Below are 19,195 nucleotides of genomic sequence, written 5' to 3' on the forward strand. Positions count from 1 at the left end.
TTCCCCGGCGTGATCGAAACGTGATGACGGGGCGTGCGCCCTGGTCCGGGGCCGGTTCCGCGGGAACACGCGGAAGCGCCCCTCCAGCTCCAGCCCTAGTATGGACCCTGGTAGATACCCTGTAAGTTGAACCAGGTCGCGGGTGGCATACACTCGGAGCGAGATTTCGCATGGAAGAAATCACCCGCGTCTCGAGGGAGAGATCAATGAAGCTTCGTTACACGATTCCTGTTCTGGCGGCGGCGGCAGCGCTCACGCTGACCGGCTGCGTCACCAACACTGAGGGGCCCGAGCGGGAGACCACTGACACCTCCGGCATCAAGGTCGACGAGGCCGCCGCCGCGCTGCTGCCCGAGGACATCAAGAAGTCGGGCGAGATCATCATCGGCACCGACGCCTCGTACCCGCCCAACGAATACAAGGACTCGAACGGCGAGATCGTCGGCTGGGGCGTCGACCTCGCGAACGCGGTCGTGGCGAAGCTCGGCGTGAAGCCGAAGTGGGAGGAGGCCGGGTTCGACACGATCATCCCGAGCATCCAGGGCGGCAAGATGGACATGGGATCGTCGTCCTTCACTGACAACCCCGAGCGCCAGAAGACGGTCGACTTCGTGAACTTCTACGAGGCCGGCGTGCTGTGGGCGGCCCCGATCGGCGAGACCGTCGATCCGAACGACGCGTGCGGCCTGAAGGTCGCGGTCCAGGCCGGCACCTTCCAGCACACGGACGAGCTGCCCGCGAAGTCCGAGGCCTGCGTGGCCGCGGGCAAGAAAGCCATTGAGATCATGCCGTTCGAGGGCCAGGCGGAGGCGACCAACGCGGTCGTGCTCGGCCAGGCCCAGGCGTTCAGCGCCGACTCGCCGGTCACCCTCTCGGCGATCGCCGCGCAGAAGGACAAGATCGAGGCCGCTGGCGAGAGCTTCGACGTCGCTCCCTACGGCTACGCGCTCCCCAAGGATTCCGAGCTCACGAAGGCGATCCAGGCGGCCCTGCAGTCGCTCATGGACGACGGCACGTACCTCGAGATCCTGACCAAGGCGGGCGTTGAGGACGGCGCGATCGACAAAGCGACCATCAACGCAGGCGCATAGGCCGCGGTCGCTCGCAGCACTGCAGAATCCCATCTGACATGACTGAACATGCGAATGGGACTTCGGGGGCGACCCCGAAGTCCCAACCGTTCTACGAATCCGAGCCGATCCAGGCCATTAAGCTGAAGCACCCGGGCCGGATCGCGTTCGCGGTGGTCCTCGCAATCTTTGCCGCGCTGTTCCTCTGGGACGCGGCGAACCGCGAGGCGTACGACTGGCCCGAGGTCGGCAAATACCTGCTCGACACGCGGATCGTCGCCGCCGCCGGCTACACGCTCCAGCTCACCGTCTACTCGATGGTGATCGCGATCGTGCTCGGCGTCACCCTCGCGGTGATGCGGCTCTCCCCGAACCCCGTCGTGAAGGCCGTCGCCTGGGTCTACCTGTGGATCTTCCGCGGTACCCCCGTGTACGTGCAGCTGACGTTCTGGGGCCTCTTCGCGGTGATCTACCCGAAGCTCGGGATCGGCCTCCCCGGCGTCCCGCCGCTCCTCGAGTTCGACACGAAGGCCCTGATGACCGCGTTCACGCTCGCGATCATCGGCCTCGCGCTCAACGAGGCCGCCTACATGGCGGAGATCGTGCGCGCCGGCCTGCTCTCGGTCGACAAGGGTCAGGACGAGGCGGCGGTCGCGCTCGGCCTCGGCTGGTGGCACACGATGACCCGCGTCGTGCTGCCGCAGGCGATGCGCGTCATCATCCCGCCGACCGGCAACGAGGTGATCTCGATGCTGAAGACCACCTCGCTCGTGACCGCGGTGCCGTTCACGCTCGAGCTCTTCACGAAGCAGCGCGACATCGCGGCCGTCACCTACAAGCCCGTGCCGATGCTGCTCGTCGCCTCGATCTGGTATCTCCTGATCACCTCGATCCTGATGGTCGGCCAGTACTACCTGGAGAAGCACTTCGCGAAGGGCGTCGGCCAGCGGCCGGACGTCATGAAGCCCTCGATCGCCACGGGTGCGATCAGCGTCCAGGGCGAGCCCGAGGGGCTCGGCGACTACCCGACTTACGAGGAGCCGGACGGCCGGAAGGGCATCGTCCCGCCCGGCCAGCGACCGGGGGGAGGCGGCGCATGAACGCGCACAAGACCGACGTTCCCATGGTGAGGGCCGAGGGCGTCTCGAAGTCCTACGGCTCGAATCTCGTGCTCAAGTCCATCTCGCTCGAGGTGCAGCGCGGCGAGGTGCTCTGCCTCGTCGGCCCATCGGGGTCCGGCAAGTCGACCTTCCTGAGGTGCATCAACCACCTCGAGACGGTCAACGCCGGCCGCCTGTTCGTCGACGGCGAGATCGTCGGGTACCGGCAGCAGGGCGACAAGCTCTACGAGATGCACCCGCGCGAGGCCGCGCGCCAGCGCCGCGACATCGGCATGGTGTTCCAGCGCTTTAACCTGTTCCCGCACATGACCGCGCTCGAGAATGTGATGCTCGCGCCCGGTCTGCTGAAGAAGGGCAACAAGGCGCAGCTCAAGTCGCGGGCGCTGGATCTCCTCGCCCGCGTGGGGCTCGCGGATCGCCACGACTACTACCCGGCGCACCTGTCGGGCGGGCAGCAACAGCGCGTCGCGATCGCCCGGGCGCTCGCGATGGAGCCGAAGCTCATGCTGTTCGACGAGCCCACCTCGGCGCTCGATCCCGAGCTCGTCGGTGAGGTGCTCGACGTCATGAAGGGCCTCGCCGAGAGCGGCATGACGATGATCGTCGTGACGCACGAGATGGGCTTCGCCCGCGAGGTGGCCGACGAGCTCGTCTTCATGGACGGCGGCGTCGTCGTCGAGTCGGGCGACCCGACCGAGGTGCTCACGAACCCGCAGCGCGAGCGCACGAAGGCGTTCCTCTCCAAGGTGCTGTAGGCGGCGGCACGGCGAAAGGCGGGGGTGGATCCGGATCCGGATCCACCCCCGCCTTCGCTTTCTCGCGCGGGATCGGCTACGCGCCGTCCCCCAGGTCCTGCTTGATCTTGGTCGTCGAGACGCCCTCGGTGCGGTCGAGGTAGATGACCTCGCAGTAGTCGCGGAGCACCTCGAAGCGCGGGTCTCCCTCCCAGTCGCCGCCCATGACGACGGCGTCGATCTCGTACTTCTGCACGTCGCGAATCTTCTGATCCCACGCCTCTTCGGGGATCACGAGGTCGACGTAGCGCACCGCCTCGAGCATGTTCTTGCGGGTGTCGAAGTCGTGGTACGTCTTCTTGCCCTTGCCGAGGTTGAACTCCTCGGTCGATGCGGCGACGACGAGGTAGTCGCCGAGGGCGCGTGCGCGCCGCAGCAGGCGGATGTGACCCCAGTGGAGGAGGTCAAACGTGCCGTAGGTGAGGATCCGCTTCATCCCTCCAGTGTATGGTCCCTCGCTCCGACCGGGCCATTCCATTCCGGAGTGGGCGCGCGTAGGGTGGAAGGAGGTGACGGCGCCGCCGTCAGTGAGCCAGGGGAGGGCGCGATGCAAGACGAGCGCGACAGGATTGTTCCGGATCACGAGTCGGATCCCGCCCGTACGCCAGGTGACGGATGGGTCGGCGAGGGCGGGGCCTCGCACCTCGGGCCCGCCACCCACCTTGACGCCGGACGAGTGGATCCCGAGGAGGAAGCGGAGATCGAGGAGGCCGACGAGGAGGAGTAGGTCTCCTCTGGGCTGTGTACCTCGCGCGCCTGCTGTCTCGACGCTAGGCGACGAGCAGCATGACGCCAGCGAGCGCGGAGACTGCCGCGATGAGGAGCGCGATCCCGATCAGCACGGCGTGCACCGTGTAGAACCTCGTGGGGCGGCCCTGGTCGTCGCGCGCCCGCGGGTCCTTCGTGACTCGGGTCCAGAAACGCGGCCACACGATCACGTTGTAGACGGCGTTCACCAGCAGCAGGATTCCCGCGAAGACGACCATGCCGCCAGTCTAGGCCACGGGTGTCGCTTGTGGCAGGGCCAGCCTTGGGCTGTGGATACGTTGCGGGTCGCCGCGTTAGGCTCGTGCGCATGAGCGAGTTCAGGCACATCGTGCGCAAGTGGGTCAAGCCCGAGGATCTGAACCAGCACGGCGCGCTCTTCGGGGGCCGGCTGCTGCAGTGGGTGGACGAGGAGGCCGCGATCGTCGCGGTCTCGCAGCTCGGCACCATCGATGTCGTGACCAGGCATATGTCGGCGATCGACTTCGCCGCGCGGGCGGATCGCGGCGACCTCCTTGAGCTCGAGTACCGGGTCGAGCGCTTCGGCCGCACCTCGATCGTGCTGAGCTGCCGCGTCGAGAACGCGGTGACCGGGCAGGAGGTGCTCACGCTCGAGCAGATCGTGTTCGTCGCGGTTGACGCAGAGGGCCACCCGGTCGCCCACGGCCGCACGGAGGCCACCCCGGGCACGGAGCGCCTGCGGGGGGAGTAGGGGCGCGGGCGCGCGGCGGCGGCGTCGCTGCCGGGCCGCCGCCCCGCCGCCGGGCCACCGCGCTGCCGAGTCGGCCGAAAGGCCCCTTTCGCGCGGTCGAGTGGGCCGTAAGGCCCCTTTCAGCGGCGCGATTGGGGCTTAAGGGCCCACTCGGCGCAGGGCGCAGGGCGCAGGGCGCAGGGCGCAGGGTGCACGGTGCAGGGTGCGTCGCGGGTACGCGGGGTGTGCTTGCCTGGGCCCAGGATCCTGGCCCGCGGGTGCGCGTTGGCCTCTTCTCGTCCCGCATCTGCGCACGCAGGCCTCGAGTCGGCCGAAAGGCCCCTTTCGCGCGGTCGAGTCGGCCGTAAGGCCCCTTTCATCGGCGCGATTGGGGCTTAAGGGCCCACTCGGCGCAGGCAGGCGCTCGGGCAGGCGTGCGGGTGGACGGCGCGGCGCGGCGTGGCGCGCGGCCCGCACCCCAGACCCCTACGCCAGGCGCTCGACCTCCACGAAGACGACGTCCTGCTCCGAGTAGGGGTTGGAGACCTCGTGCTCGCCGCCGCCGGGGCGGGTGTAGCTCTGTCCGGTGACGAGTTCGGCGACGATCTCGCTGCCGTCGGCGTTCGCGACGTGCATGCGGTCGGTGACCATCGGCACGACGACGTACTCGTAGTCGTGGCGGTGCATGGGAATCACGCCGCCCGGCTCGATCGTCCACTTCGTCACGCGGAAGTACTCGTTCTCCAGCTGGACTTCGCCGTTCGATCCGTTGCTCATGATCCTCCTCGATCGGTGTTTCTGGGTGGTGCGCGCCCCGAAGACGCGGGGCGCGGGGGAAGAACCCCTGTTCTCAGCTTAGGTCCTCGGCGGGGGCGCCGCCGAAGGGCCCCGGGGTGTCCCTGTTGAGCTCGGAAGCGCGCGCGATGAGCTCCGGGTGCAGGGCCAGGATCAGGTTCGAGAGCACGAAGGGCGAGGTCACGGGCCCGCCAATCTCCTCCTCGACGCGGGAGAGGCGGTACCGGATCGTGTTGGGGTGCACGAAGAGGGCGTCGGCGGTCGCGGCGATGCTCTGCCCCGTCGCGAGGAAGGTCGTGAGGGTCTCCCGCAGCGAGGCCGACTCGAGCGCGGCGAGGGTGCCCGAGATGCGCGCGTCGAGCTGGCGCCGGTCGACGTGCGAGAGCAGCCAGGTGGAGAGGTCGATGCGATCCATGAGGACGGGGCCGAGCCGCTCGGGCGACTGGGCTGCTGCGGCCCACTGGCGGGCGATCCCGAGCGCCGTCTCGGCCTCGCGCACGCACGCCGGCACCTGCGACAGCGCCGAGAACGGGGCGGAGGCCCCCACGAGGAATTGCCTGGACACGCCAGCGATCCACGACTCGGCTGCCGGCGAGTCCGGCACGAGCCCCGCGATCGTGGCCGGGGCGTCCATGTCGGCGCGCCTGAGCATCACGAGGAACGGGACGTCCTCGCCGCGCGCCCGCGAAAGGAGCGCCGTGACCTGGGATTCTGCGGCACTGGATCCGCTCAGCGGCGCGAACTCGAGCGCCCGCACGGGCGCGTACGCCGGGAAGCGGAACTGCGCGAGCCGGCTCCAGAAGCGGTGCTCGCGCGCCGGCACGACGCCGTCGTGGAGCGAGGCGATGAGCTGCTCGTTGTCGCGGCGATCCCGCTGGCTGGCCCCGTACCGGATCCCGTGCACCGCGCCGAGCAGTCGCTCGGAGGTGTCGAGCAGCAGCTCGCCGACCTGGTCGAGCGTCTCCTCGCCGCGGCTCGCGATCGCGATGACGTGCACGCCGTCGCGCAGCGCCACGCGCCTCGTGCGCACGAACCAGCGCCCGATCTCGAGGTTGAGTTCGCGCTGGTGGGTCGCGGCGACGTCGTTCCAGATGAGCTGGACGGGGGCCTCGCCCGTGCTCGCGACGATGTTGCCCTCGAAGTCGTAGATGACCGCCGTGCCCCTGCAGATCGTGCTGATCCTGGCGGCGAGGGCGCGCACCGGATCCGTCGAGGAGACGGCCGAGAGCAGGGTGTTTGTGATGTCGAGGGTCGTCGCCAGGCGCTCGACCTCGGCGGCTGTCTTCGCTCCGGCTTCCATGCCCACCCCGCGCTCTATTTGCCCCGAATTGTGCGTTCGAGAGGTTTTCAGCCCTAATTCTCGCCCCTTTTTGGAGTATTTACAATCGGCCCAGCCAAAAAGCTTCGCATTCTCCAGTGACCCGAGATGCTTAGACCACGAATGTTGGAGGCATCCAGAACTCAACGACGAAATTCAGGAGGAAGCCCATGAGCAGTGTCCGCGTAGCGGTCGATGTCGGGGGGACATTCACCGATGTGTGCATCTTCGAGGACGACACGCAGAAGATGCGGGTCACGAAGGTGCCGTCAACCCCGAGCGATCCGATGATCGCCGTCATGAACGGGGTGGAGCGCGGCGAGATCGACCTCTCGAACGTTTCGCTCTTCTCCCACGGCACGACGGTCGCGACGAACGCGCTGATCACCCGCAACTTCCCCGCGGCGGCCCTCGTCACGACGCGCGGCTTCCGCGACGTGCTCGAGATCCGCGACGGCACGAAGGACGACCTGTGGGACGCCTACAACGACGTCTCGGCGCCCTACATCCGCCGCCGCGACCGCTTCGAGGTCAGCGAGCGGGTCGACTTCGCGGGCAACACGATCACCCCGCTCGACGAGGACGAGGCCCGCGCGCTCGCCGAGCTCCTGAAGCGCCGCGGCGTCAGCACGATCGCGGTCTGCTTCCTGAACTCCTACGCCAACGCGGCGCACGAGACACGGATGCGCGAAATCCTCGAGGAGGTCATCCCCGAGGCGACCGTCTCGACCTCGGCCGAGATCCTGCCCGAGATCTTCGAGTACCCGCGCTTCAACACGGCCGTCGCGAACGCCGTGCTCGCGCCCCTCGTCTCCGGCTACGTGAACCGCCTTGCGGGCGAGCTCCGCGACGGCGGCTACGGCGGCGACCTCCTGCTCCTGCACTCGGGCGGCGGCTCCATGACGCCGCGCCTCGTGGAGAAGTTCCCGGTCCGCCTCGCAGCATCCGGCATCGCGGCCGGCGCCATCTCGGCGAAGCACATCGCGCAGCAGTGCGGCTACGACAACGCGGTCAGCCTCGACATGGGCGGCACCTCAACCGACATCTCGCTCGTCGCGGGCGGCGAGCTCCGCGTCTCGCAGGAGTGGCAGGTCGAGTACGGCCACCCGATCATCTTCCCCTCGATCGAGGTGCTCACGATCGGTGCGGGCGGCGGATCCCTCGCCCACATCGACATCGCCGGGTCGCTCCGGAACGGCCCCCAGTCGGCCGGCGCGGATCCGGGGCCCGCGTGCTACAACACGGGCGGCGATCAGCCGACGAACACGGACGCGAACGTCGTGCTCGGCAGGCTCGGCACCTCGCTCGCCGGCGGCGTGAAACAGCTTGACCGCACGCTCGCCGAGGACGCGATCCGCCGTGTCATCGCGGAGCCGCTCGGCATGGGCCTCGAGGAGGCCGCTCAGGCGATCGTCTCGGTCGCGAACGCGAACATGGCCGACGCCGTGCGCCTCGTCTCGATCCGCCGCGGCTACGATCCCCGCGACTTCGCGCTCCTCGCCTTCGGCGGCGCCGGCGCGCTGCACGGCGCCGATGTGGCCCGCGAGCTCGGGATCCCCTCGGTCGTCGTGCCGCCGAATCCCGGCGTGACCTCGGCGATGGGCTGCCTGCTCGTCGACATCCAGCACGACTTCGCCCAGATGCACACGGGCCTCGCGTCCGGGGCCGACGAGGAGGGCATTGAGGAGGCGTTCGTCGGGCTCGAGAGCGAGGCCTCGGCCCGCCTCCGCCACGAGGGCGTCGCGGACGAGGACGCGGTCCTCGCGCGCAAGATCTCGATGCGCTACCAGGGCCAGTGGCGCTCGCTGCAGGTGCCGATGGGCTCAGGGCCAGGGGCCCTCGCCCAGGCCGTGCGCACGTTCCACGAGGAGTACGAGCGCGAGTTCGCCTTCCGCCAGGACGACGCCCCCGTCGAGGTCTACCAGCTGCACCTCAGCGCGATCGGCAAGACGCCGAAGCCCTCGTTCCGCCCGGCAGAGATCGTGCGGCAGGCGCCGGGCGAGCCGGGCGAGCGCCGCCCCGTCTACTTCGGCGGCGACGGCTGGCTCGACACCCCGGTCTACGACCGCGACACGCTCGCCGCAGGCACGGCGTTCACCGGCCCGGCCATCATCAACCAGCTCGATTCCACCACCGTGGTCCCGCCGCACACCCGCGCGGAGATCGACGAGTGGCTCAACATCCGCATCCATCTCGAGGAGGTCTCCCGATGAGCGACACCACTCTCACGAAGCCCGCGCCCAAGCACTCGGACGCGGCGCGGCAGGCGCCGGATCTCGACGCCCCGAATCACGGGCTCGATCCCGTCACCTTCGAGGTGCTGAAGAACGCATTCGCCACCAGCGTCGACCTGATGAGCGAGCAGATCCTCCGCACCTGCTACTCCTTCGTCATCTACTCGCGCGACTTCTCGTCCGCGCTCTGCGACGCGCAGGGCAACACGGTGATGCAGGGCTCGGGCGATATCGCGGTGCACGTCGGCACCCTGCACTTCCAGGCGAAGGCCGTGATCGAGCAGTTCGGTGACGACATCAACCCCGGCGACGTGTTCGCGATCAACGACCCGTACCGCGGCGGCACGCACTTCAACGACGTGTCGTTCGTGCGCCCCATCTTCTCCGAGGGCCGGATCATCGCCTTCGCGCAGAACAAGGGCCACTGGGCCGACATCGGCGGCAAGGTGCCGGGATCCTTCGACGTCTCGGCTTCCGAGCACTTCGGCGAGGGACTCCGGATCACCCCCATCCGCGTGTGGTCGAAGGGCGTGTTCCTGCACGACGTCGCCCAGCTGCTCGTCGCGAACACCCGCGCTCCCGAGCAGGCGCTCGGCGACCTGCACGCCCAGTCGGAGGCGACGGCGGTGTGTGAGCGCGAGGTGCTCCGGCTCGTGGATCGCTACGGCACCGCGACGGTCGAGGCGGCGATGCAGGAGACGCAGGACTACGTCGAGCGCACCGTGCGGCGCCGCCTCGCGGACCTCCCACACGGACGCTGGGAGACGGTCGACTACCTCGACCTGGATCCGGGCAAGTCCGAGGGCCTCGTGCCGATCAAGATCGTCATGACGCTCGACGGCGAGGGGATCCACTACAACCTCGAGGGGAGCGCCGACGTGGTCGACACGTTCCTGAACTCGGGATACGGCACGACCTTCTCCGCGATCTACGCCGGCACGAAGACGTTCTTCCCGGACGTGCCGCTGAACTCGGGCTTTTACGCCGCGGTCACCGCGGAGATCGGGCCCGAGGGGACGGTCGTGAACGCCGGCTGGCCGTACGCGGTCACGGGCTTCTGCTCCGGCCCCTACGAGAAGCTCATGAACGGGATCTTCGAGATCTGGTCCCAGATCATGCCCGAGCGCGCGATGGCCTGCGCATTCAACCTCGAGTACCTGCTCGTGGGCGGACGCGACGCCCGGACCGACGAGAACCCGTACTTCATGTGGTACGACTGGATGGCCGGCGGCTGGGGCGGCCGCTCCTCGAAGGATGGCTCGAGCGCCACGGCCCCCGTGTTCGGCGTCGGCCTCGCCGTGCAGGCGTGCGAGGGCCAGGAGCGGCTCACGCCCGTGCTCACCACGATGCACCAGATCGGCACGGACTCCGGCGGCCCCGGCCGCTTCCGCGGCGGCTGCGGCGTCGAGAAGGGTGGGACGCTGACCGACGCGGAGGCCTCGGTCATGAGCTACTGCTGCGACCGCGCCCGCTCGATCACATGGGGCATCGAGGGCGGCCTGCCGTCGATCCCGCACGGCGTGTGGCTCAATCGCGACACCGAGAACGAGCGCTTCCTCGGCTCGATCTTCTCTTCCGTGCCGGTGCAGCCGGGCGACACCTTCTACCGCCCGTCCGCCGGCGGCGGCGGCTTCGGCGATCCGCTCGACCGCACCCCCGAGGAGGTGCTCGAGGACGTGATCGACGAGTACGTCTCGGTCGAGCGCGCGGCCGCCGACTACGGCGTCGTGATCCGGGCCATCGATCCGGAGCTCGATCAGTATGAGATCGACCGCGAGGCCACCACTGAGAAGCGTGCGTGGATCAGGGCGAATCGGGCCGACTGGCTCGAGTCCGATCCCGCACTCGTCGCGGAGAAGTACCGCCGCGGCGAGCTGGATCTGCTCGACGTGATCCGCCGGCACGGCGTGATCCTCGACTGGGGCACTGGCGAGCTCTTCGCGGAGACGACCAGGCAGCACCGCGAGCAGATGCGTCGGCGCTCCGGCGCCCACTGGAGGGCGTAGCGCCCCCGCGAGGCGGCCGCGGCGAAGGTGCCCGGCCGCCTCGCTCCCGGGCTTGTGCAACTGCATGGACAGACCAGCAGTTTTCCGGCCCCTGCACAGTTCAACCGGCCCGAACGGGCCATGACAATTGGTTGTCGATGGACGCGCGGCGGGGATCCCGCGCCGGATTCCTCATCGACCCCAGCACACTTCGTCACGGCGCAGCCGACGACGATGACCCCAGCTGTGTTTCGTCGTGCCCGCGCACCGTCGCGCGGTCGTGTCGTTGCGCAGCCCAGTTGATACCAATGGAGGTACACATCGTGAGCCTGAATCTCACAGGGACCAATGAGGACGTCGAAGCAACCGACGCCCTCGCCCGGGAAGGCAACGACGAAGACCAGATGAGCCGCGGCTCCCTCGCGATGGCCTGGTACGGCGTCGCGAGCGCGTTCTTCTTCGTCTACATCGGCGCGGCCATGGCTTCGGCCTACGGCACCGCCAACGCGCTCATCGGAATCGCGCTGACCATCATCTGTTACGGCCTGATCAACGCGGTGCTCTCGCGCTACGCGATCAACAACCGGACCACGGTCGCGCAGTTCTCGCGGACGATCCTCGGCACCGCCGGATCGTCGATCGCGACCATCATCTTCGCGCTCGTCGCGATCTACTACGCCGTCTTCGAGGGCTCGATCGTGGCGTACGCGTTCATGGCGGCCTTCGGTGGCGAGATGTGGATGTGGAGCCTCATCGTCGTCATCTACTCGACGCCGCTCGTGATCGGCGGCGTGCGCCGCTTCCTCGACAAGCTCAACGGCTGGCTCATGCCGATCTACTTCTTCGGCCTGATCGCGGCAGTGATCTGGGCCGGTGTCGTGTACGGCTTCAGCGACGCCTGGCTCACGCACGCGCCCGAGGTCGAGCTGCCCTTCACCCTCGGCGGGCCCGGCTGGCTCGCGACCTTCGCGGGCTACATGGGCGTCTGGATCATGATGATGTTCACGATGGACTACGCGGCCCTCGGCAAGCGCAAGGACCTGAAGTTCCACCAGAACGTGTCCTTCGGCCCGCTCTTCTACGTGCTCGCCTACGGCTTCGCGGCCCTCGTCGGCATCTTCCTGACGTTCACGATCCCCGGCATCGAGGTCTCCGAGACGGGCCTCGCCGGCGGCATCGTGTCGCTCATGGGGATCCTGGGCCTCATCGTGATCATCAGCTCGCAGACTCGCATCAACACGGCGAACTACTACCTGGGCGCCGCGAACCTGAAGGCGTTCGGCGAGCGCGTGCTCCGGATCAACATGCCGAACATCGTGTGGGTGCTCATCTCCTCGGTGATCATCTACCTGCTCATGCTGCTGCCGATCGTGCAGTACCTACTGCTCGCGCTCGCCTGGCAGGGCGTGCTCGTGACGGCGTGGGTCGCGATCGCGCTCACCCACATCCTGCTCGACCGTGGCGCGCACCAGGAACACTCGGCGATCGGCGACAAGCACTACCGGGCGTTCAACAGCAACGGCCTGATCGCGTGGATCGTGGGTACGGTCATCGGGCTCGTGATGCTGCAGTTCGGCACGATCAACCCGGAGCTCGCGGGCGTCGGCTCCACCTGGGGCCCGATCCTCACGGCGGTGTCGGCTGGCGTCGTCTACGCGATCCTCTGGAAGGTCCACCCCTCGAGCCGCACCGGCCTCATCCAGGTCGTGGGGGCGTAGGGGGTCGGGGCCGCGGGCCTCGCCCGCTCTGCTCGCTCTGCTCGCTCCGCCCGCCGAGTCGGCCGTAAGGCCCCTTTCGCGCTCGTGATTGGGGCCTTACGGCCGACTCGGCAGGCGGTCGGTGGGGTGGAGGGTGCCGCGCGGGGTCCGGATCCTGATCCGGATCCGGCGCCCTGAGCTGAGTTGACACCCGGGCATCCCAGGCTCGCGCTCGACCTCGAGTCGACCGAAAGGCCCCATTCGCGGGGTCGAGTCGGCTGTAAGGCCCCTTTCGTGCTCGTGATTGGGGCCTTACGGCCGACTCGGCGTGCGGTCGGAAGTTGGCGGGTGCTGCGCGGGGTCCGGATCCGGGTCCGGGTCCGGATCCCGGCGCCCGGCGCCCGGTGCCCGGCGTTGAGTTGACACCCGGGCATCCCAGGGCTCGCGCGCCCCGCCTTGAGTCGGCCGTAAGGCCCCATTCGCGGGGTCGAGTCGGCTGTAAGGCCCCTTTCGTGCTCGTGATTGGGGCCTTACGGCCGACTCGGCGCGGCCACCCAACCCCCAACCCCAATCAATACGGCTCAAGGTCCACAAGTCTCAGCGCCATCAGGCAGGTTGCCTTGCCGTCGAGGGTTTCGAGGGAGAGGCCGAGCACCTGCTCGATGCGGCGCAGCCGGTAGGCGAGCGAGTTGCGGTGGATGAAGAGCTCATCGCAGGTGCGCGACGGCTGCGCGTCGTTGCGCAGCCAGGCGCGCAAGGTGGGGAGGAGCTCCGTCGTGCGCTGTTCGTCGTGCTCGATGAGCGGGGCGAGGAAGCGCTCCGCCGACTCCCGCGCGCCTCGCCCGGCGGCGGCAGCGACCACGGCGCTCAGCCCGAGCGGCGGCGCCGTGACCGGGCCTTCCACGTGCCCCACGAGGTCGAGCGCGTGCACCAGCGCGATCCGGAGCTCGTCGATCGTGCGCGTCGGCCCGCGGAACACGAGTGGCACGTGCTCGTGCGCGCCGAGCAGCTGTTCCGCCGCGTCGCACTCGCTCTCGCGCGGGAACTGGGTGAGCGCGATCAGGCGGTCGTCGATCTCGGTAACGCGCACCTCATGGTAGGCGTCGTGCAGCGCGACCCGCAGCCGCCACGCGGCCGACGCGTGCTCGCCCGTCATGTCGGCGACCACCAGTGAGGTCTCGGCGCGACGGCTGAGCCCGAGCTCCTGGAATGCGTTCGCGACGTCGCCGCGCGTCGACTCCGACCAGGCGACGCAGCGATTCACGAAGCGGAGCATGTCCTGGTGGCTGCTCGCATCCACGGTGACCGAGCGGTTGAGTTGGAGCGCGAGGATCGAGGTCACGGGGGCCAGGATCGACTCGATCTCCTTCGCGGGCCGGTGTAGGCGGACGGCGAGCTGGCACGGCTTGCTGAGTCCCATCGGGAGCGGCACCGTGAGCACGTCCGGCTGCGCGAGGCTCTCAAGCCCGGCGCGCCACGTTGCCGTCTCCGGATACTGCGCGATCAGGGATCCGTACGCGTCATAGACCGCGATGGGTACCTCGAGCGCCGCGTTGATCGCGCCGAGCAGCGTCGAGATCTCGGCGCCGCGCGACGCGAGCCGAGCGCACTCGTCGGCGAGCCGCCAGCCACGGTCGATGAGCGCGATCCGCTCCGCCTGCAGCATGTTTTCGACGTGCTGGTTGATCTTCAGGAGCGGCACGGTCGTCGGCACCTCGAGCAGCGGCAGGTCGTGCCGCGTGCAGGCCGCGACGAGCCCCTCCGGGAGGCTCGCGTGCGCCGTGCCGACCGCGAAGCCGAGGGCCGCGATCGGCACGCGCGCGAGGCGCTCGACGTAGCCGTCCCAGATGCTCTGCTCGGTGAAGTTCATCCCGATCCCGGACGTGAGGAGCAGCACGTTCGTGTCGAGGAACGGGGTCGGATCGAGGTGCTCCGTGGGGGCGCAGCGCGCGATCTCGCGGCGGAGTCTCGCCGTGCCGCTCGGCGTCTCGAGCCGGAGCTGGAGGGTGTGGTCGGTGAGGAGATCGGCGACTCGCACGTGGTGCTCCTTCGCATCTGCACAAGTAAGTGCAAGAGATTCTTGCACTTGCATAGTAACGCGGAGCCGCCGCCCCGCGTACCTTGGTGCCCATGACTGCACAACGTCGTGACGATATTTCGCTGAACTCGGACATGGGCGAGGCCTTCGGCCTCCACACCTTCGGCAACGATTCCGCGCTTATGGAGATCATCGACGTGGCCAATGTCGCATGTGGCTTCCACTCCGGCGATCCGGGCGCGATGGAGGCCACCGTCGCGCTCGCGCGGGAGAAGAACGTCGGGGTCGGGGCGCACCCAGGGCTCCCCGATCTCGTCGGCTTCGGCAGGCGCGAGATGAAGCTCACGCCGCAGGAGGTCGAGGACCTGATCCGGTACCAGGTCGGCGCGCTTTCGGCGTTCCTGCGCAAGCACGATCTTCCGCTCACGCACATCAAGCCCCACGGCTCGCTCTACGGCATGCTCGCCCGCGACGAGGAGCTCATGGCCGGAGCCGTCGCGGTCGCGAGCGACTTCGGCGTCCCCGTGTTCGGGATCGCGGGCACCGCGCATCAGACGGTCGCCGAGCGCGCGGGCGTCCCCTTCGTCAGCGAACTCTACGTCGACCTCGACTACAACCCGCAGGGCGGGCTCATCATCCTGCGGCAGCCGCACGCGACGGATCCGGCGGCCGCCGCCGAGCGTGCCCGCCGCGCGATCGAGACGGGCACGATCCTCGCGAACGACGGCACGGAACTCCCGATCGAGTTCGGCAGCATCTGCGTGCACTCCGATACCCCGAACGCAGTCGAGGTCGCGACCGCCGTGCGCGGGGTGCTCGCGAGCTAGCCGCCGGATCCCACTACACCCACTCACTCCCCAATCAGAGAGCGAATCCCACACCCATGAGTTCACAGGTCATCGCGCCGATCCCCGGCATCTTCTACCGCCGCCCCGCACCCGACAAGGCGCCCTTCGTGGAGGAGGGCGACGCGGTCGAGGTGGGCCAGACGATCGGGGTCATCGAGATCATGAAGCAGTTCACCGAGGTGAGGAGCGAGTCCGCCGGCGTGCTCACGTCGTTCTCCATCGAGGACAACGGCATGGTCGGCCCCGGCGACGTCATCGCGACGATCGACTGATCCCCGCTCGAAGAGAAAGGGGAGCCCCTTGAAGAAACTGCTGATCGCCAACCGTGGCGAGATCGCGGTGCGGATCATACGCACGGCGAGGGAGATGGGGATCGCGACGGTCGCCGTCGTGAGCGAGGCCGATCGCGGGTCGAACGTCGAGCGCTTCGCCGACGAGTCCGTGGTGATCGGGCCGGCGCCTGCGGGCCTCAGCTACCTGAACCCCGACGCGATCCTCGACGCGGCGCGGAGCACGGGGGCCGACGCGCTGCACCCCGGCTACGGCTTCCTCTCCGAGAACGCGGAGTTCGCCCGCCGGGTCATCGCGGCCGGTCTCACCTGGGTCGGGCCGAGCCCCGCGGCCATCGAGCTCATGGGCGACAAGTCGCGGGCGCGCGGCGCCGCGATCGCCGCGGGCGTGCCCGTGCTCGCGGGCACGGAGGGCGCCCTCGACGTTGCGGGCGACATCGAGGCGATCGCCGACGGGATCGGCTACCCCCTCGTCGTGAAGGCCTCCGCGGGCGGCGGCGGCCGCGGGATCCGGCGCATCGAGCGCCGCGAGGACGTGCGCCGCACGGTCGAGGTCGCGCAGGCCGAGGCGCTCGCCGCCTTCAAGTCGAGCGACGTCTACTTCGAGCGCTTCGTGTCGCAGGCGAGGCACGTCGAGGTGCAGGTGCTCGGCGACGGCGAGACGTTCGTTCACTTGGGTGATCGGGACTGTTCGATGCAGCGCCGCCAGCAGAAGGTCATCGAGGAGGCCCCGGCGCCGGGTCTTCCCGACGAGCTCCGCGAGCAGATGCGCGCGACCTCGGTCGAGCTCGCGCGGCAGTCCGGCTACCTCGGGGCGGGCACGGTCGAGTTCCTCTACGACCCCGCGCGCGGCGAGGTCGCGTTCATCGAGATGAACACGCGCCTCCAGGTGGAGCACCCGATCAGCGAGGCGATCACCGGGATCGATCTCGTGCGCGAGCAGCTCCGGATCGCGCGCGGCGAGCGCCTCGGCTACGGCCAGGGCGACATCCGCTTCGACGGGCACGCCTTCGAGTTCCGGATCAACGCCGAGGACCCCGACAACAACTTCATGCCGAGCCCGGGCCGGATCGACGCGCTCGAGCTCTCCGGGGGCCCCGGCGTCCGCGCCGACTTCGGCTTCTCGGCGGGCCAGACGGTCGTCCCGTTCTACGACTCCCTGCTCGGCAAGGTCATCGTCTGGGCGCCGGATCGCGACCAGGCCCGCGCCCGCGCCGCGCGGGTCCTCGGCGAGACCGAGATCTCGGGGATCAAGACGACCGTGCCGCTCATGCGGCGCCTCGTCGAGCTCGCCGACTTCGCAACAGCAACCCACCACACCACCACCATCGAATCGGTGCAAAGCCTGATGGGAGAAGTGAAATGAGCCTGCCAGAACACGCGCGCTACACCTGGGGAGGCGACGAGTTCCTGCTCGTCGAGATCGCCCCGGACATGTCGCTCGAGGCGAACTTCGTCGCGAACTCGATCGCGGTCGGCCTGGAGGAGCGGGCCCTCGACGGCATCGTCGACATCTGCCCGGCGAACGCCTCGCTGCTCGTGCGCTTCGATCCGGACGCCCACCCGCACGACGCCCTCGAGGCGGCCGTGCGCGAGCTCGAGGCCGAGGTGCGCAAGGCGACGGTGCAGGAGCTCGAGACCCGCATCGTCGAGGTGCCGGTCTGGTACGACGACCCGTTCACCCGGGAGACGGGGGAGCGGTTCCGCGAGGGTTTCCACCAGCGACCCGAGGGAACGGACCTCGACTACAGCGCCGAGGTCAACGGGCTCGCCGACGCTGCCGAGTTCATCCGCCGCCACCACGAGACGCCCTGGCTCGTCTCGATGGTGGGCTTCGTGGCCGGCCTCCCGTTCCTCTTCCAGCTGACGCCGCGCGAGCGCCAGCTCGAGGTGCCGAAGTACCTGAGCCCCCGCACGGACACGCCCCCGCTCACGCTCGGGATCGGCGGCTGCTTCACGGCGCACTACTCCGTGCGCGGCGCAGGCGGCTACCAGATGCTCGGGATCACCCCCACTCCGATCTTCGATCCGGAACAGAAGCTCGCCGACTTCGCCGACTTCATGGTGCTCTTCCGCACGGGCGACATCGTGAAGTACCGCCCCGTCGACGAGGCCGAGTACCACCGCATCGAGGAGGAGGTCGCCGCCGGCACCTACCGCTACCGCCAGGCGCCCGTCACCTTCTCGCTCGCGGCGGCGCTCGCCGACCCGGACGGCTACAACCGCACACTCCTGGAGGCCCTCGATGGCGCTTGAGATTCTCACCCCCGGGCTCGCGACCGCAGTGCAGGATCGCGGCCGCTTCGGCTACTACCGCTACGGGATCCCGCAGGGCGGCGTCATGGACCAGTACGCCGCAACCCTCGCGAACCGGCTCGTCGGCAACACCCCCGATGAGGCCATGCTCGAGTGCACCTACCTCGGGCCCAAGCTGCGGACCGACGCCGCCGCCGTCGTCGCCGTGACCGGCGCCCCCATCGACGTGCTTGTCAACGGCGAACCCGTGGTGCAGAACGCGCGGATCGAACTCGCGGCGGGCGACGAGCTCGCCTTCGGCGTGATCCGGGGCGGCGCGAAGTTCTTCATCGCGGTCGCGGGAGGGGTCGACGTGCCGGAGGTGCTCGGATCCCGCTCCACCTACCCGATCGGCAAGATGGGCGGGTTCGAGGGCAGGGCGCTCGCCGCAGGCGACGTCGTGCCCGTGGGCGCGCCGCTCGCCGAGACGCTGCCCCGGATCGACGCGATCCCCGCCGATCTGCTGCCCGAGTACCCGCGCGAGGTCGAGGTGCGCTTCATGCTGGGCCTCTACGACCACAAGCTCACCGACGAGGGGCTCGCGAACCTCACGGGCGCCGAGTGGACGCTCACGCCGGTCGCCGACCGCATGGGCCTCCGCTTCGACGGGCCGGGCGCGCCCTGGAAACGCGAGGAGCAGCCCTTCGGTGCAGGCCAGGACCCCTCGAACATCACGGACGCCGGCTACGCCGTCGGCTCGATCCAGATCCCGGGCGGCACGCAGCCGATCGTGCTGCACTGCGACGCGGTCTCGGGCGGCGGCTACGCGCAGGCGGGCACCGTGATCAGTGCAGACATGGACCTCTTCGCGCGCATGGCGCCGGGAACCAAGGTGCGTTTTGTCCCGGTCACCATGGATGAGGCGCTCGCGGCGCGCGCGGAGCGGCGCGCGCGCATCGCCCGCGTCTGGGGAGAGGAGAGTTGAGATGCCGCTCGTGAACGTCAAGATGTTCGAGCACCGGCTGCAGCAGGATCCGGATCTCGCGAGGCGCCTCGCGGTCGCGATCGACGAGCTCGTCGCCGAGTACTGCACGGGCCCCGACGGCAAGCGCCCCGACACGTGGGTCACGGTCGAGGGCGTGCCCCGCGAGCAGTGGACCTTCAACGGGGAGACGCGGTAGGGGTGCTGGCGCCGTCGCTGGCCCGGGTTGCTGGCGCGCGGTCGAGTGGGCCGGAAGGCCCCATTCCCGCGGTCGAGTGGGCCGGAAGGCCCCTTTCGCTGCGCTGAAGAGGGCCTTCCGGCCCACTCGACCG

The 19,195-nt window shown here is 69.2% G+C and carries 19 protein-coding genes; 14 read left to right on the forward strand and 5 right to left on the reverse strand.

Translation table 11 applies throughout. From position 1 onward, the window contains the following. The first annotated feature begins 206 nt into the window (after positions 1-206). The 3 genes from ACOPJ3_RS02340 to ACOPJ3_RS02350 are packed head-to-tail and all read left to right on the forward strand — an operon-like array spanning position 207 to position 2,946. A complete protein-coding gene (locus ACOPJ3_RS02340; protein WP_427870224.1) occupies positions 207-1,091 on the forward strand; it encodes an ABC transporter substrate-binding protein in 885 nt (294 codons plus the stop codon). A gap of 38 nt (positions 1,092-1,129) precedes the next feature. After that, positions 1,130-2,170, forward strand: a complete 1,041-nt coding sequence (locus tag ACOPJ3_RS02345; protein WP_427870225.1) for an amino acid ABC transporter permease — start codon at positions 1,130-1,132, stop codon at positions 2,168-2,170. Continuing rightward, the gene (locus tag ACOPJ3_RS02350; RefSeq protein WP_427870226.1) at positions 2,167-2,946 is read left to right on the forward strand and encodes an amino acid ABC transporter ATP-binding protein; all 780 of its coding nucleotides are present in this window, start codon (positions 2,167-2,169) and stop codon (positions 2,944-2,946) included. Before ACOPJ3_RS02345 ends, ACOPJ3_RS02350 begins: the two co-directional genes overlap by 4 nt. A gap of 76 nt (positions 2,947-3,022) precedes the next feature. On the opposite strand, the gene tagD is transcribed toward ACOPJ3_RS02350, so the two are convergent. Further along, on the reverse strand, positions 3,023-3,421 hold the full coding sequence (gene tagD, locus ACOPJ3_RS02355; protein ID WP_427870227.1) for a glycerol-3-phosphate cytidylyltransferase: 399 nt from the start codon (positions 3,419-3,421) through the stop codon (positions 3,023-3,025). Between the two features lie 111 nt (positions 3,422-3,532). On the opposite strand from tagD, the gene ACOPJ3_RS02360 reads away from it, so the two are divergent. After that, the gene (locus tag ACOPJ3_RS02360; protein ID WP_427870228.1) at positions 3,533-3,712 is read left to right on the forward strand and encodes a hypothetical protein; all 180 of its coding nucleotides are present in this window, start codon (positions 3,533-3,535) and stop codon (positions 3,710-3,712) included. Positions 3,713-3,755: 43 nt separating this feature from the next. On the opposite strand, the gene ACOPJ3_RS02365 is transcribed toward ACOPJ3_RS02360, so the two are convergent. After that, a complete protein-coding gene (locus tag ACOPJ3_RS02365) occupies positions 3,756-3,971 on the reverse strand; it encodes an SCO4848 family membrane protein (RefSeq protein WP_427870229.1) in 216 nt (71 codons plus the stop codon). An 89-nt stretch (positions 3,972-4,060) separates the two neighbouring features. On the opposite strand from ACOPJ3_RS02365, the gene ACOPJ3_RS02370 reads away from it, so the two are divergent. Then, on the forward strand, positions 4,061-4,462 hold the full coding sequence (locus tag ACOPJ3_RS02370; protein ID WP_427870230.1) for an acyl-CoA thioesterase: 402 nt from the start codon (positions 4,061-4,063) through the stop codon (positions 4,460-4,462). A gap of 465 nt (positions 4,463-4,927) precedes the next feature. Here ACOPJ3_RS02370 and ACOPJ3_RS02375 read toward each other — a convergent pair whose 3' ends face one another. Both ACOPJ3_RS02375 and ACOPJ3_RS02380 read right to left on the reverse strand, forming a co-directional pair. Then, positions 4,928-5,218: a cupin gene (locus ACOPJ3_RS02375; protein WP_427870231.1), complete on the reverse strand. Its 291-nt coding sequence runs from the start codon at positions 5,216-5,218 to the stop codon at positions 4,928-4,930. Positions 5,219-5,291: 73 nt separating this feature from the next. Further along, positions 5,292-6,536 carry a PucR family transcriptional regulator gene (locus ACOPJ3_RS02380; RefSeq protein WP_427870232.1) on the reverse strand — a complete coding sequence of 415 codons (1,245 nt, stop codon included), beginning with the start codon at positions 6,534-6,536 and terminating at the stop codon, positions 5,292-5,294. A gap of 188 nt (positions 6,537-6,724) precedes the next feature. On the opposite strand from ACOPJ3_RS02380, the gene ACOPJ3_RS02385 reads away from it, so the two are divergent. The 3 genes from ACOPJ3_RS02385 to ACOPJ3_RS02395 all read left to right on the forward strand — a co-directional run bounded on the left by ACOPJ3_RS02385 (position 6,725) and on the right by ACOPJ3_RS02395 (position 12,491). Next, entirely contained in the window at positions 6,725-8,767 is a 2,043-nt protein-coding gene (locus tag ACOPJ3_RS02385) for a hydantoinase/oxoprolinase family protein (RefSeq protein WP_427870233.1), read from the forward strand. Next, complete coding sequence (locus ACOPJ3_RS02390; RefSeq protein WP_427870234.1) at positions 8,764-10,794, forward strand: hydantoinase B/oxoprolinase family protein; 2,031 nt, start codon at positions 8,764-8,766, stop codon at positions 10,792-10,794. Before ACOPJ3_RS02385 ends, ACOPJ3_RS02390 begins: the two co-directional genes overlap by 4 nt. 302 nt (positions 10,795-11,096) lie before the next feature. Beyond that, positions 11,097-12,491: a purine-cytosine permease family protein gene (locus tag ACOPJ3_RS02395; RefSeq protein WP_427870235.1), complete on the forward strand. Its 1,395-nt coding sequence runs from the start codon at positions 11,097-11,099 to the stop codon at positions 12,489-12,491. Between the two features lie 550 nt (positions 12,492-13,041). Here ACOPJ3_RS02395 and ACOPJ3_RS02400 read toward each other — a convergent pair. Then, positions 13,042-14,508 (reverse strand): PucR family transcriptional regulator, encoded by a 1,467-nt coding sequence (locus ACOPJ3_RS02400; protein ID WP_427870236.1) that lies wholly within the window; start codon positions 14,506-14,508, stop codon positions 13,042-13,044. A gap of 92 nt (positions 14,509-14,600) precedes the next feature. On the opposite strand from ACOPJ3_RS02400, the gene pxpA reads away from it, so the two are divergent. Genes pxpA through ACOPJ3_RS02430 form a run of 6 tightly spaced genes read left to right on the forward strand, consistent with a single transcriptional unit; the run spans position 14,601 to position 19,062 of the window. Continuing rightward, complete coding sequence (gene pxpA, locus ACOPJ3_RS02405) at positions 14,601-15,335, forward strand: 5-oxoprolinase subunit PxpA (protein WP_427870237.1); 735 nt, start codon at positions 14,601-14,603, stop codon at positions 15,333-15,335. Positions 15,336-15,391: 56 nt separating this feature from the next. Further along, entirely contained in the window at positions 15,392-15,628 is a 237-nt protein-coding gene (locus tag ACOPJ3_RS02410; protein ID WP_427870238.1) for an acetyl-CoA carboxylase, read from the forward strand. Between the two features lie 28 nt (positions 15,629-15,656). After that, positions 15,657-17,012 (forward strand): acetyl-CoA carboxylase biotin carboxylase subunit, encoded by a 1,356-nt coding sequence (locus ACOPJ3_RS02415; RefSeq protein ID WP_427870239.1) that lies wholly within the window; start codon positions 15,657-15,659, stop codon positions 17,010-17,012. After that, a complete protein-coding gene (locus ACOPJ3_RS02420) occupies positions 17,009-17,902 on the forward strand; it encodes a 5-oxoprolinase subunit B family protein (protein WP_427870240.1) in 894 nt (297 codons plus the stop codon). The genes ACOPJ3_RS02415 and ACOPJ3_RS02420 overlap by 4 nt, the downstream gene beginning before the upstream one ends. Continuing rightward, entirely contained in the window at positions 17,892-18,866 is a 975-nt protein-coding gene (locus ACOPJ3_RS02425; protein ID WP_427870241.1) for a biotin-dependent carboxyltransferase family protein, read from the forward strand. Before ACOPJ3_RS02420 ends, ACOPJ3_RS02425 begins: the two co-directional genes overlap by 11 nt. A gap of 1 nt (position 18,867) precedes the next feature. Then, positions 18,868-19,062, forward strand: a complete 195-nt coding sequence (locus ACOPJ3_RS02430; protein WP_427870242.1) for a tautomerase family protein — start codon at positions 18,868-18,870, stop codon at positions 19,060-19,062. Positions 19,063-19,195 lie beyond the last annotated feature (133 nt).

The sequence above is a fragment of the Leucobacter luti genome (assembly GCF_050310065.1).
GTDB classification, from domain to species: domain Bacteria; phylum Actinomycetota; class Actinomycetes; order Actinomycetales; family Microbacteriaceae; genus Leucobacter; species Leucobacter luti_B.